The organism is Pseudomonas sp. (assembly GCF_050739995.1).
In the GTDB taxonomy this organism is placed as follows: domain Bacteria; phylum Pseudomonadota; class Gammaproteobacteria; order Pseudomonadales; family Pseudomonadaceae; genus Aquipseudomonas.
In genome coordinates, this window is the sequence record NZ_JBOICG010000699.1 from 1 (window position 1) to 13212 (window position 13212).

The following is a 13212-nucleotide window of genomic DNA, read 5'->3' on the forward strand; positions in this document are numbered from 1 at the left end:
GGCCGCGGCGCCTGAATTTGGGACGGCTGCGCCACCCAGCGCGGGGCAAGCCCGCTCACTACAAGAGCTTTCCGCAGTGGGTTAACTGACAGGCGCTGGCCGTGATCTGAGTCGCTTTTCAGCATCGATCTGTGCATTGAACCTTGGGGCTTTTTGCTAATAATCGGGACGGGTATCCAGCACAAACGGAAGCCCCTGATGAGCATTCACACCCGTACCAAACGCATGACCGTTCCCCAACTGGTGGCGATGAAGGGCCAGCAGAAAATCGTCTCGCTGACGGCGTACTCCAGTGCCATCGCCAAGCTGATCGACCCGCTGGTCGACTTCATTCTGGTCGGCGACTCCACGGCGATGGTTGGCTACGGCCGCGCCTCGACCTTGAGCATGCAACTGGAAGAAATCATCGGCCACACCCGCGCCGTGGTCGACAGCACGCGGCTGGCCTGCGTCATCGCCGATATGCCCTTCGGCAGCTATCAGGAATCCAACGAGCAGGCCTTTCGTAATTGCGCCCAGGTGCTGGCGCGCACGGGTTGCGACGCGGTCAAGCTGGAAGCCAATCAGGCGCTGGCGGGTACGGTCGAGTTTCTGGTGGCGCGAGGTATTCCGGTAATGGCCCATGTGGGCTTGATGCCGCAGTTCGTCAATGTGATGGGGGGCTTCAAGGCCCAGGGCCTCACGGCGCAAACCGGTGCGGTGATTGCCGAAGATGCCCGCGCCAACCTGGAGGCGGGCGCCTTCAGCCTGCTGTTGGAAGGTGTGGCCGAGGGTGTGGCGCGACAGATCACCCTGGATGCAAACAGGCCCACCATCGGCATTGGTGCGTCACCCGCGTGCGACGGCCAGGTATTGGTCACCGAAGATGTGCTGGGCCTGGGCGGTGAGCACTTGCCGCGCTTCGTCAAACAGTACGCCGATGTCGGGGCGGTGATTCGCGAGGCTTGCGAGCGCTTTGCCGACGACGTGCGCCATGGCCGCTTCCCCGAAGCGCGGCACTGCTACGGGCTTTGACGCATCGCCTGTGCCAGTTGCTGCACGGCCTGGGCAATATCTTTGCTCCAGTCGAGGGTAAAGCTCAGGCGCAGATGCTGCTGCCAGGCTCCTTGCTGGCTGAACAGTTCGCCGGGGGCGATGACGATGCGCTGGGCCAGCAGATGTTCGAACACCTGGCGCATGTCCACGGGACGCTTGGCCTGCAACCAGAAACTTGCCCCACCGTGGGGCACTTGTACGTGCCACAGATCGTGGGCGTCCAGCAGGGCTTTGAGTTGGTTCATGCGTTCCCACAGACGCGACCGAAGTGCTTTCAAATGGACGTCGAGGCGCCGGGAGGTGAACAGCTTGGCGATGGCTTTCTGACGGAGCGGTGACAGACGAAAACCCCGCTCCAGAAACAGTCGCTGCAAGGCTGGCGCTTGCTCGCGGCACAGTACGTAACCGTAGGGCGCCTCCGCACCGATCACTTTGTCGAACGTCGAGAACACCAGCAATCTGCTGGGGTCGGCAAAGTCGCGATAACGCGCCGGCGGTGGCCCGAAATGCAACTCGCCGTAGGTGTCGTTCTCGAACAGCCAGATGTCCCGCTCCGCCAGCCAGCGGCAGATCTGTTGTTTGTCCTGGGCCGGCATCAGGCCGCCTTGGGGAATATTCACGGTCGATGACAGCACCGCCAACCGAATCGACTCCTGTTGGAGCAACCCATTGAGTGCCGCCAGGTCGAAACACCCGTTCGCGTCGAGGGGCAGCTCGATCACCCGCACCTTCGCCGCTGCCAGTTGACGCAACACCGCCCACGAACAGGGTGATTCCACCAACGCCACCGTGCCCGCCAGGCCCAAGGCGTCAAGGGAGAGGTCCAACACACTGTGCAGGTCGGCGCCGATGTACACGTCATCGGCTTGCCAATAGCGGTCGGCGGATTGGGTGTAACGCTCGGCCAACGCGGCGCGCAACTCGGGATCACCAAACGGCAGGTACTGGGGCGCAAGCGAGCGTGGAAGTTGCCGCGCCAATTCACGCTCCACCGTCCACAGCGGGTTTTCGAGTGACAGCAACATGGCCGGTGCATCGCTGCTCAGCGCCAGCGTTCCCGGTTGGCGCGCGTTGGCGAAGACCTGGTCGAGCAAGCTGGACGCGCCAGTGGGCAATACGGCGCCGGGGAGCACTTTGATGAAGTAGCCGAACTTGGGCCTGGCCTCGACCCGGCCTTCATCTTCGAGCAGCGCATAAGCGTACTTGGTGGTCGACACCGACACCCCCAGGCGCCGCGCCAGTTGGCGCAGCGACGGCAGTTTTTGTTCGCTGCGCGCAGGGGCCGCCTCGATTAATTCGACGAGGTAGCGGTACACCGCTTGGTAGGCAAACGCGGTGGTGCTTTCCTGGCTCACTCGGGGCATGCCTCTGAGACGACGGGCAAGCCCTTGAGGCGCATCGCAATCCGTTGCATGGGGCTTCCAGTCGGGGAAAAGGGCTGTCGATTGTGCGAGGTTTTGGTGTTTAGTTGAAGCTGGCGATGGCTGCGTTGTCGCCAAACGTTGCCGCGACTTCCTTCGCCACCTCAATAAACACCCGCGCCGCCGCCGACTGATAAACCCCTGTGCGTTGCATCACCACCGCAGTGCGTTGCAGCGGCTGCGGTCCCAGCTCAATGGCCACCAAATCCGGATACGCCCGCGCAAGGGCGGCTGGCAATAGCGTCGACAGCGTGGTCCTGCGTACCACCTCAATCAGCGCGCCAATCACATTGGCCTCCATGACAACGCGCGGACGGATGCCGTGTTGGTTGCAGTAGCGGTCGATCTGCTCGCGGGTCGCGAACGCTTTACTCAGCAAAACCATGGATTCGGCGCCCAGGGTCTCCAGGCCGATAGCCTGCTGCGCCGCTAGCGGATGCTGTTTGCCGACCACCAGTGCGAGGGTTTCTAGCAGCAGGGGACAGGCGTCAATGTCCTGTGCATGCACCTCATCAAACGCAATGCCCACATCCAGCTCATCGGCCAGCAGTTGGCTTTCCATGTGTTCCTGAGAGAGCTCACGCACATTCAAGGTGATGTTCGGGTAGCGACGGTGGAAGACCTCCACCAGCGGCCCGACAAGATAAGTGGTGAACGTAGGTGTCACCGCAATCCGTAGCGTCCCCCGGCTCAAATCACTCACGTCGTGGATCGCACGCTTGCCCTCCTGCAGTTCCTGTGCTGCCCGCAGCGCATAGCGCAGGTAAACCTCCCCGGCATCGGTCAGACGCGTCTTGCGCCCCGAGCGGTCGAATAATTGTGCGCCGAGGCTTTCTTCCAATTGCCGCACTTGCTGCGACAGTGCCGGTTGCGAGACATGCAGGGCCGTCGCGGCTTTGGTGAAGCCTTCGTATTGCGCCACGGCAAGAAAGTACTGGATGTGTCGTGCCAGCATGTGTGGGCTCATAAGGTTATCTAATGAGTTTGATCATATATCAGACTTTTACCTTATCAAAAGGGCTGCGTAACCTTTGCTCCATCGCATCGCGACCCCATGGAGTCACCCATGCAAGACATCATCGACGGTTTCCTTAAGTTCCAACGTAACGCCTTTCCCGAGCGCGCCGGCCTGTTCAGGGACCTGGCCAATCAGCAGAGCCCACGGGCGTTGTTCATTTCCTGCTCCGACAGCCGCCTGGTGCCTGAGCTGGTCACGCAGAGGGAGCCTGGCGACCTGTTCGTGATTCGCAATGCCGGCAATATCGTGCCGTCCTACGGTCCGGAGCCGGGTGGTGTGTCGGCCTCGGTGGAATACGCCGTCGCTGCGCTACAAGTCAGCGACATCGTAATCTGCGGGCATTCCGACTGCGGCGCCATGACCGCCATCGCCACTTGCCAATGCCTTGACCACATGCCCGCCGTGGCCGGCTGGTTGCGTTATGCCGACTCTGGCCGGGTCGTCAATGAGGCCCGCCAGCATGCCGACCCGCACGCCAAAGTCGCGTCCATGGTTCGTGAAAACGTGATCGCACAGTTGGCCAATATCCAGACGCACCCATCGGTGCGCCTCGCCCTTGAAGAAAAGCGCGTGACGCTGCATGGCTGGGTCTACGACATCGAAAGCGGCTGCATCCAAGCTTTCGACAGCCACACCGGTAAGTTCGTCGCGCTTGCCGACAACCCGACCGTTCGTGCTGTTTCTCACTGAACCTGTTTTTTACCCACGGAGATAACCCCATGATCCAGTCACAAATCAGCCAGAACACTCGCCTTGCCCTGACCGACGTGATCCTGTTGGCCAAGGCTCGCAAAGACTTGTCGTTCGCCCAGATCGCCGAAGGCACCGGCCTGCACGAAGCCTTCGTCACCGCGGCCTTGCTTGGGCAACACCCACTGCCGGCCAAGGCTGCGCAAGCGGTTGCCGACACCTTGGGGCTCGACGCGGATGCGGTCGTCCTGCTGCAAACCATTCCGCTACGCGGCAGCATTGGCAACGGCATCCCCACCGACCCGACCATCTACCGCTTCTACGAAATGATTCAGGTCTACGGCACTACGCTCAAGGCGTTGGTTCACGAGAAATTCGGCGACGGCATCATCAGCGCCATCAACTTCAAGCTGGACGTCAAAAAAGTCGATGACCCGGACGGTGGTTCCCGCGCCGTGATTACCCTGGATGGCAAATACCTGCCGACCAAACCGTTCTGATCGTGGTGTGAAAAGCCCGGCGCCACGAGGCGCCGGGCTGCATCGAGTGGTCAGCGTTTGGTGATTGCCTGGTTCTGCACGCTTGTCCGGGCCAGAAACCCGCTGATCAGCTCTACCACCTGCTGCTGTATCACCGCTCGTGGCCGTGCGCCGTCGCCATCCCGGCAAATCTTGCCATCGCCCGGTGACCCTTCTTCAATCAATGCTACCGCCCCCGGCTTGCAGATCGACATAAAGCTGAAGTGGGTGGCATCGCTGATTTCCACGTACTGCGTCGATGCTTCTGGCAGGCGCTTGACCATGTGGGCCGACTCCAGCTCGGGGGACATATCCTCTGTCGGCACGCCGCCTGCAATCACCAGCGCCGGCACCGGCAGCACTGCAAGGCTGGCGTCGGTCATGCCGCGTGACAGGCCCAGGTCCAAAGACACAATCGCGGTGACGCGTTTGTCGCTCAAGTCTGCCGCCAGACGGGCCTTGCCGGCTGGCGTGGCGGCGGGGTTCATCTCCTGATAGCCAATGCAACCGCCCAGCTTCGGGTGTGCGCTGCAGTCCTGGCTGAACAGGTCTGGGTCGAAGCGCGCGCCGGCGATTTCCATCACGGTCCAGCCGCCGAGGGAATGACCCACCGCAGCAATCCTGTTTTTAGCCACCGCGCCGAATGACGTTGGTGCGGCCAAGACCGCGTCGATCGCACGGCTCAGGTCGGCCGGGCGTTGCCATAGCTGCGCAGCGGCAGCCGGGCTGCGATCCTTGCTGGTGGTGCCGGGGTGGTTCACCGCTGCCACGATGTAACCCCGATGCGCCAAGCCACTCGCCAACCACACCTGTTTGCCCCAATTGCCACCGTAACCGTGGGAAAGCACCACCAGCGGATGTTCGCCTGCTGCCGGCGCTGCGTCGTGCACGCCGAGGGCGCCGATGAATACCACGGAGTCAGCAATCAACTCGGGTTTGGCAGTGCTTGTGCTCGGGTACCACACAGCCAGCTCCAGGGGGCGATTATTGTGGGTGTCGGGCAGGGTCGTGGTTTTGAAGCCGATGGCGCTTGCGTCAGCGAATGCGGGAGCGGCCAGGCAAAGCAGAAGGAGGGCGGCGAAGGGGGTTTTCACTGTTTTTATCGTCCTTGAAGTGAGGGCGCATCATGACTGGAAGTGGGTGGGTTGAGTAGGGGGGAGTACGGGGCTAGGAAATAGCTGGTGTCGGCATTAAGTAGCCAGTAGGCTACAGTGACAAGCCGACCAGTAAAGAAGAATCAAACGGGCAAAAGAGATCCTCGATGCCCTGAGAGGTCAATGACATGAGCGAATCGAAATTCAAACCCGAGGACATGCCGATCCTCGACCTTGATACATCCGGCACGACCGTCTATGAAGCCTCGCGCTTTCTCGACAGCCCTGAAACCATCAGCGCTTACCTGGCGCAAAGCATGAAGTCCCAAGACCCGCAGGTCTTCATGAAGGCGCTGGCCGAAGTCGCCAAGGCACAGGGCGTGAACAAGGTGGCCGAGGCGGCGGGGGTTAATCGGGAGAGCCTGTATAAAACCCTCAAAGGCGGTTCAAAAACCCGCTATGAGACGGTCCAGAAACTCATGCTGGCGTTAGGGGTGGAGTTGACGGTGCAGCCGATGTCAAAACAGGCAACCCCCGGCAAACCCTGATGTTTACTGTGTCACTCCCGCAGTCGTCATGTTTTTGTCATGAATCCATGGGAATTTCCCTCAGCCCAAAACACCGCGCCACTGTCGGCACCTGAGGGGCATTTCAAGGAGATTCAAACATGAGGGTCGTGACCGCAGGCTCCGCCTACCTGGACATCGACGCCTACGCCTGCCACGCGCGATGCAGCGCAAGGAGCTGGTGAAGCTGGCCTTGGCTGCATCGAGTGAAGGCGCTAGCGCACCAGGCAAGGCTGCTTGTTATTGAAGCGCCAGCCTGGAATCAAAAACTGCATCGCCACGCTGTCGTCCCGCGCGCCCAGGCCCATGCCTTTGTAGACTTCGTGGGCCTTGGTCACCGCGTCCATGTCGATCTCCACGCCCAGGCCCGGCTTGGCCGGTACCTTCACGTAGCCGCCCTCGATCTTCAGCGGCTCTTTGGTCAGGCGCTGGCCGTCCTGCCAGATCCAGTGGGTGTCGATAGCGGTGATATCGCCCGGTGCCGCCGCCGCCACGTGGGTGAACATTGCCAGGGAAATATCGAAATGGTTATTGGAGTGCGAACCCCAGGTCAGGCCCCAGTCGTTGCACATCTGCGCCACGCGCACCGAGCCTTGCATCGTCCAGAAGTGTGGGTCGGCGAGGGGAATGTCCACCGATTGCAGCTGGATTGCGTGGCCCATTTCGCGCCAGTCGGTGGCGATCATATTGGTGGCGGTCTTGAGGCCCGTGGCGCGACGGAATTCAGCCATGACTTCACGGCCCGAATAGCCGTTTTCCGCACCGCATGGGTCTTCGGCATAGGCGAGCACATGATGTTGATCACGGCACAAGCGGATGGCTTCCTGGAGTGACCAGGCACCATTCGGGTCGAGGGTGATGCGCGCATCCGGGAAGCGTTCGGCCAAGGCGGTGACCGCTTCGATTTCCGCGTCGCCGCTCAAAACACCGCCCTTGAGCTTGAAGTCGTTGAAGCCATATTTCGCTTTGGCGGCTTCGGCCAGGCGTACCACGGCCTCGCTGGTCAGGGCCTTCTCGTGGCGTAGGCGCAACCACTCATCGTCGGCGTCCGCCTCGTTGCGGTAGGCCAGATCAGTCGTCGTACGGTCACCGATGTAGAACAGGTAACCGAGCATTTTTACCGCATCCCGTTGCTGGCCTTCGCCGAGCAGGGCAGCCACTGGCACTTCGAGGAATTGGCCCAGCAGGTCGAGCAGGGCGGCTTCCATGGCGGTGACGGCATGAATGGTGATGCGCAGGTCAAAGGTTTGCAGGCCCCGTCCCGCTGCATCGCGAGACGCAAAGGTGCTGCGCATCTGGTTGAGGATGCGCTGGTACTGGCCGATGGGTTGGCCGATCACCAGGCTGCGTGCGTCTTCCAGGGTTTCGCGGATGCGCTCGCCACCGGGCACTTCACCGACGCCGGTCTTGCCTGAGCTGTCCTTGAGAATCACGATATTGCGGGTGAAAAACGGCCCATGGGCGCCGCTCAGGTTCAGCAGCATGCTGTCGTGGCCGGCCACGGGGATGACTTGGAAATGGGTGACGACGGGGGTAGTCATGACAATGTCCTAATTAAGCTCAAAGAGGTTTGCTGATGGCGGTGGCCGTTGGCGCAACATCCGGCGAAGCCAGCGTGGGAGCAGGTGAAGTCTTGGCGAAGAACACCAGGATCGCCGCCAGCACCGAAGTGCCGGCCAGGCCATAAAGGCCGCCCTGGATCGAACCGGTGGTCTGCTCCAGAAAGCCGAACGTGGTGGGCGCGACAAAGCCTCCCAGGTTGCCGATGGAGTTGATCAGCGCGATCACGGCAGCGGCGATGCGCACATCCAGGTAGCCCTGGGGGATGGGCCAGAACAGCGAAGAGGCGGACTTGAAACCGATGGCCGCAAAACAGATCGCCACAAAGGCAAAGATCGGCCCGCCGGTGGTGGACATGAACATGCCCGCCGCAGCGATCAACAGCGCGGCGGCCACCCAGGCTTGCTGGAACTTGAACTTGCCCGACAGCGCGGCAAAGGCGTACATGGCGATGATCGAGATCAACCAGGGGATCGAGTTGAAGAAGCCGACCTGCACGTCGCTCAAGTCGCCCATCTTCTTGATGATGCTCGGCAGCCAGAAAGTGGCGGCGTAAATCGTCAGCTGGATGCAGAAGTACAGGGTGCAGAACAGTAGGATCTGGCGGTCTTTGAGCAACTTGCCGAGGGTCGGTTTGACCGTGTTGAAGGCATCACGCTGGCGCTGTTCCTCGTCAATGGCGTCCACCAGGGTGTCCTGCTCTTCGCGGGTCAGCCATTTAGCGTCGTGGGGGTTGGAGTCGAGCCAGAACCACACGAAGAATCCCAATGCCACGGAGGCCAGGCCTTCGATGGCGAACATCCATTGCCAGCCATGAAAACCGAACCCTTCGATCTGCAACAACGCGCCTGACAAAGGGCCGGAAATCAGCGAAGCCACGGCCGAACCGCTGAGGAAAATCGCGATCGCTTTGCCGCGCTCGACACCTGGCAGCCAGCGGGTGAAGTAGTAGATCACGCCGGGGAAAAAGCCCGCCTCGGCCACGCCCAACAGAAAGCGCAGGATGTAGAACTGGGTTTCGTTCTGGATGAACGCCATCAACGTGGCGACGATGCCCCAGGTGAACATGATGCGGGTCAGCCAGATCCGTGCGCCGACCTTTTGCAGCAGCATGTTGGACGGCACTTCGAAGAGGGCGTAGCCGATGAAGAACAACCCGGCACCCAGGCCGTAGGCAGCGGCACCGATGCCCAGGTCATGCTCCATGTGCGTGCGCACGAAGCCGATGTTGACCCGGTCGATGTAGTTGAGGATGAACATGACCACGAACAGTGGGAGCACATGGCTCTTCACTTTGCTCACGGCGCGGCTGAGCACCGAATCAATTTCTGCGGCGGCAGATACTTGGCTTGAATTGTTCACAATTCAAAACTCCCCCTGATTTGTTTTTATGCGGGTTTGCATGCTTTGTTGATAGACATCATACAAGTGATTTTCTTGGCTTCGCAATTGGGTGATGGATGTTTTTGTGCTTATAAGGCCGTGGCTGTATCACTATTTATGGTTATTTGCCCATTTTCATTGGTTGGTGTGCGTGTTTTTGCGTACGTTTGGCAGGCGCTGAGGCAGTCGAAAACGGGCGGCGAAGATCGCTGGGAAGTTGTTCAATCAGATTAGTTGTCATACAAGTTGTTTGGCCGGTCAATCAAGCCTGCGCAGGCTCGGAGCGGGGTGTTAAGCTCCCATCAGCCCAACCCGTGGACCCGCAGCGATGCCCATTGAAAACGGAACCCTTGTCCGTAGACGCTCCAATAACCTGGCCCAAGGTGTGGTCGACGCGCTGACTCAGCGCATCCTGCTCGGGCAACTCAAGCCCGGCGAAAAACTGCCGTCTGAATCCACTATCGTGCTGGAGCACGGCGTGAGCCGCACCGTGGTGCGCGAAGCCATTTCCAAGTTGCAGGCCTCGGGCCTGGTGGAGACGCGTCACGGCATCGGTACCTTCGTGCTGGAGCCGCGGGCCCAGCAAGGCTTGCGCTTGCATGTGGACACCGTCGCCAGCGTGCGCAACATGCTTGAACTGCGCTTGGGCCTGGAAGTGCAGGCCGTGGCCCTGGCGGCACTGCGCAGGTCCGACGAGCAACTGGCCCATATGCGCCAGGCGCTGGATGACTACCAGGCTTCGCTGGCCAACAACGACAGCTGCGTGGAAGAAGACAAACGCTTTCACCAGTTGATCGCCGAGGCTACCGGCAACACGTTTTTTACCGAGATCATGTTGCACCTGGGCAATGCGATGATCCCGCGCACCCAGGTCAAGGGCGTTGAACGTGGCGGGGCGGATTTTGCCAAGCTGGGGCAGTTGGCGAACCTGGAGCACGAGGCGATCTTCAATGCGATCAAACGCCAGGACCCGGACGCAGCGCGGGCCGCCATGGTGTTGCATTTGACCAATAGCCGGGATCGGTTTTCCGGGGAATGAAAAGGAACCACTGTTGAACGAACACACTTTGTCCATGCGCCTGGAGCGTGTGGCCGCGAACGTGCCGGCCGATGCACGCCTGGCCGATATCGGCTCCGACCACGCCTACCTGCCGGTGGCCTTGATGCACCGTGGTGCAATTTCGGCAGCGGTGGCGGGAGAGGTGGCGACCACACCCTTTCATGCGGCCCAGCGCACCGTGCGTGACAACGGCCTGGAGCAACACATCAGCGTGCGTTTGGCCAGTGGCTTGGCGGCCATCGAACCGGGTGACGGGATCACTGCGATCAGCCTGTGCGGCATGGGCGGTGAAACCATTCGCGACATCCTCGACAGCGGTAAAACGCACCTGAGCGGCCAGGAGCGCCTGATCCTGCAACCCAACGGTGGCGAGCAACCGCTGCGCCAGTGGTTGATGGATAACGGCTACCCGATCCTGCACGAAGAGCTGCTGCAGGAAAACCGCTTCTACTACGAAATCATCGTCGCCGAACGTGCGGAACCGGTGGTCTACAGCGCCGAACAACTGTACTTCGGCCCCTTGCAGATGCAGACGCGCAGCCCCGTGTTCCTGGCCAAGTGGCAGCGCATGCTGCGCCAGAAGCACAAGACGCTGGCCAGCTTTGAGCAGGCACGGCAGCGGGTGCCGGAGGAAAAGATGCAGGAAGTGGCCCGGCAGGCGCGTTGGATCACGGCCTTACTCGCCTGACCGCCACCGAATAAATGTGGGAGCTGTCGAGCCCCAGCGAGGCTGCGAAAGCGGTGGCTCAGGCGACATCTCTATTGGCTGTGCTGCCGTCTTCGCAGCCTCGCTGGGGCTTGACAGCTCCCACATAGGACTGCGAGCAGCGTTCGCCTAACGCCGAGTCTTATGCTCCAATGCCGTCCTTCATTCGCTCACCCACCCAGGAACCGCGCCATGGCCGACACCACCGACCAAGCCTTCTACGACCGTGCCGACGCACACATCGAACTGTCGAACGAACAACTCAAGGCCTGTGAAAACCTCGGCGAAGTCAGTGCCTCGATGATGTTCGGCACCACGCGTTTCAACGCCTGGGCCAGCGCACGCAACTTCAAGTCCGGCGCAGAAATGGCCCAGGCGCGGGAGGCAATGCTGAAGTATTTCTGCGATCAGTACCGGATGATGCTTGAGGACAATCTGGATGATCACATCAATAATTTCAGCCAGTACATGCTCACCAAATAAGCAGGGCGTCGGGGGCGCTCGGTGTTGCACTGCAATGCTTCACGCGATCCTGGAAATGGCACCGGCTGGCAACGCTTGATTTGCCTCAAGCGCGATCAACTGTTCAATGATCTGATCACGCTGGTTTTTGGGTGTCTCTCGATCCGTGATCGCGTAGACCTGAGCGTCGGCCCATAGGCGAATCTGCTCCAGTGAAGTCGGCTCAGCGGGTGCGCTTTGAAGCTGCTGAAGAAGAAATCCTGCCTGAGTCCATTTAGGCATCAACTCAAGCAGCGCCAGGCGCCGAGCAGAGGTCAGGTTGGCCCAGAGGTCTTCAAGTTGGCGGGTAAACGCTGACGCTATGACGCTCCAGGGCTGAGAACGCAAGCCTGTGACACCCGCCTCAAACACACTCTTGGATGGATCTGTGATCGCGGCAATCAAACGTGCAGGTCGGTCGCCGCCTTCAATGTCCAATACCAGCGAGCGAACCGCGCCGCTCTTTTGTTCCTGTGCCGCAGCTAACCAGCTTTCAGTCGTCGGCATGTTCAAGTCCTGCGCCAGCCCAAGTACACCCAGCCACTGGGCTTTCGTATCCGGTGTTTTGCCGCGCAGATGCGCCTGAAGGACGTGCGCGGGTTCGACGCCATATTTTTTGGCGGCCCATAACGCAGTTGACCTCGTCGCAGGCGAGGGGTCGATTAAAAAATCTTCGATCAGTCGAGTACGCCCCGCGGGTATCCGCAAAGCCTCCAGGAACGAGAGCCTCCTGAGAATGCTGCTGTTGCTGGCGAGCCCGAATGCGACAGCTCGTTGAGCCGCTGCTTGCGGTAGTTCCATGGCCCGGGCAAGGGCCAGTCGTCGCACACTGAAGTCGGGGTGATGCAGGCTCATTATCAAAAACGGCTCCCTCTCTTCATCCGTCATTGATTGAGCGAGAACCCGAAAAAGCAAGCGCGCGCATTGGCCGTGGCTGGCGTGTAAAGCCGGTGTGCACAGCGGTAGGCATTCAGGCGTGGCCAGCAACGCCTCAAGTTTGTCGAGCGTGACGCGGTGGTTTTCTCGCTTGCGCTTTTCGAGCGCGACAATCGCGGGAAGTTGAGCGATCAGCCAAGTCGTATAGCTGGGCGTCAAATAGTCATCGAGTGCGAGCCTCGCGGCTTCGCGCACTTGAGGCACCCAATCGTTGAGCCGTTCGATAATCGCTGACAGCCGCTCGCTGGTCTGCTCCGACCGGATTGCCCGAAGGCCGGCTTCGCGATCGAAGCCATCCCAACTGCTGACAAGTGATTGCCAGTTCCGTGTGGGGACTGCTTTCGGTGAGGGTACGGATGAGGCCGTATATGTAGATTGAGTGGGTGATGGGGGAGTGGGCAATGCCATCAAGAACTCTGCCACTTGCCGCGTACTGCGCAGATGAACCACAGGAACCTGCGGTGCGACTGCCAGACGTGCTGCTTCGATGCCTGGTCGGCTTACTCGGTCGTAGTTCCAGCAGTAATTCAGGAAATTCAGGAATTCCCTGTCGAGCTTTTCCTTGCACCCCAAAGGTTTGTCCGGGCGCGGGCGGTCCAGCAGGCTGCGTACCAGTACGCGCCGCAGACAGGTGGTGCGCGGAGTGTCGAGCCAGAGGATGAGGTCGGCGCGGGGCAGGCGCAGGTCAAAGGTGCGCCGTGCGTAATTGCCTTCACAGATCCAC

The 13212-nt window shown here is 60.6% G+C and carries 12 protein-coding genes and 1 pseudogene; 7 read left to right on the forward strand and 6 right to left on the reverse strand.

The window, feature by feature from the left end:
* The first annotated feature begins 198 nt into the window (after nucleotides 1-198).
* Nucleotides 199-1014, forward strand: a complete 816-nt coding sequence (gene panB / locus ACRESD_RS23520; protein ID WP_431753096.1) for a 3-methyl-2-oxobutanoate hydroxymethyltransferase — start codon at nucleotides 199-201, stop codon at nucleotides 1012-1014.
* On the opposite strand, the gene ACRESD_RS23525 is transcribed toward panB, so the two are convergent.
* The gene (locus ACRESD_RS23525) at nucleotides 1002-2399 is read right to left on the reverse strand and encodes a PLP-dependent aminotransferase family protein (protein ID WP_431753097.1); all 1398 of its coding nucleotides are present in this window, start codon (nucleotides 2397-2399) and stop codon (nucleotides 1002-1004) included. The genes panB and ACRESD_RS23525 overlap by 13 nt on opposite strands.
* Before the next feature lie 100 nt (nucleotides 2400-2499).
* Entirely contained in the window at nucleotides 2500-3411 is a 912-nt protein-coding gene (gene cynR, locus ACRESD_RS23530) for a transcriptional regulator CynR (RefSeq protein ID WP_431753098.1), read from the reverse strand.
* 111 nt (nucleotides 3412-3522) lie between these two features.
* Here cynR and ACRESD_RS23535 point away from each other — a divergent pair, with 111 nt between their 5' ends.
* Together ACRESD_RS23535 and cynS are read left to right on the forward strand one after the other, a co-directional pair.
* Nucleotides 3523-4164, forward strand: coding sequence for a carbonic anhydrase (locus tag ACRESD_RS23535; protein ID WP_431753099.1), 642 nt, complete (start codon nucleotides 3523-3525; stop codon nucleotides 4162-4164).
* A gap of 29 nt (nucleotides 4165-4193) precedes the next feature.
* Nucleotides 4194-4664, forward strand: a complete 471-nt coding sequence (cynS, locus tag ACRESD_RS23540; RefSeq protein WP_431753100.1) for a cyanase — start codon at nucleotides 4194-4196, stop codon at nucleotides 4662-4664.
* Nucleotides 4665-4714: 50 nt separating this feature from the next.
* Here cynS and ACRESD_RS23545 read toward each other — a convergent pair whose 3' ends face one another.
* Nucleotides 4715-5776, reverse strand: coding sequence for an alpha/beta hydrolase family protein (locus ACRESD_RS23545; protein WP_431753101.1), 1062 nt, complete (start codon nucleotides 5774-5776; stop codon nucleotides 4715-4717).
* Between the two features lie 188 nt (nucleotides 5777-5964).
* Here ACRESD_RS23545 and ACRESD_RS23550 point away from each other — a divergent pair, with 188 nt between their 5' ends.
* Nucleotides 5965-6324: an addiction module antidote protein gene (locus tag ACRESD_RS23550; protein ID WP_431753102.1), complete on the forward strand. Its 360-nt coding sequence runs from the start codon at nucleotides 5965-5967 to the stop codon at nucleotides 6322-6324.
* Between the two features lie 233 nt (nucleotides 6325-6557).
* Here the strand turns inward: ACRESD_RS23550 and gudD are convergent, their stop codons facing one another.
* Nucleotides 6558-7883 carry a glucarate dehydratase gene (gene gudD / locus ACRESD_RS23555; RefSeq protein WP_431753103.1) on the reverse strand — a complete coding sequence of 442 codons (1326 nt, stop codon included), beginning with the start codon at nucleotides 7881-7883 and terminating at the stop codon, nucleotides 6558-6560.
* A gap of 19 nt (nucleotides 7884-7902) precedes the next feature.
* Nucleotides 7903-9264, reverse strand: a complete 1362-nt coding sequence (locus tag ACRESD_RS23560) for an MFS transporter (protein ID WP_431753104.1) — start codon at nucleotides 9262-9264, stop codon at nucleotides 7903-7905.
* 349 nt (nucleotides 9265-9613) lie between these two features.
* Here ACRESD_RS23560 and ACRESD_RS23565 point away from each other — a divergent pair, with 349 nt between their 5' ends.
* From ACRESD_RS23565 to ACRESD_RS23575, 3 genes are all read left to right on the forward strand, one after another.
* A complete protein-coding gene (locus ACRESD_RS23565; protein WP_431753105.1) occupies nucleotides 9614-10324 on the forward strand; it encodes a FadR/GntR family transcriptional regulator in 711 nt (236 codons plus the stop codon).
* A gap of 13 nt (nucleotides 10325-10337) precedes the next feature.
* Entirely contained in the window at nucleotides 10338-11033 is a 696-nt protein-coding gene (locus ACRESD_RS23570) for a tRNA (adenine(22)-N(1))-methyltransferase (protein WP_431753106.1), read from the forward strand.
* Between the two features lie 210 nt (nucleotides 11034-11243).
* Nucleotides 11244-11534: a DUF3144 domain-containing protein gene (locus ACRESD_RS23575; protein WP_431753107.1), complete on the forward strand. Its 291-nt coding sequence runs from the start codon at nucleotides 11244-11246 to the stop codon at nucleotides 11532-11534.
* A gap of 1341 nt (nucleotides 11535-12875) precedes the next feature.
* Here the strand turns inward: ACRESD_RS23575 and ACRESD_RS23580 are convergent.
* Nucleotides 12876-13212 (reverse strand): annotated as a pseudogene (locus ACRESD_RS23580) (AAA family ATPase); the annotation flags it as partial.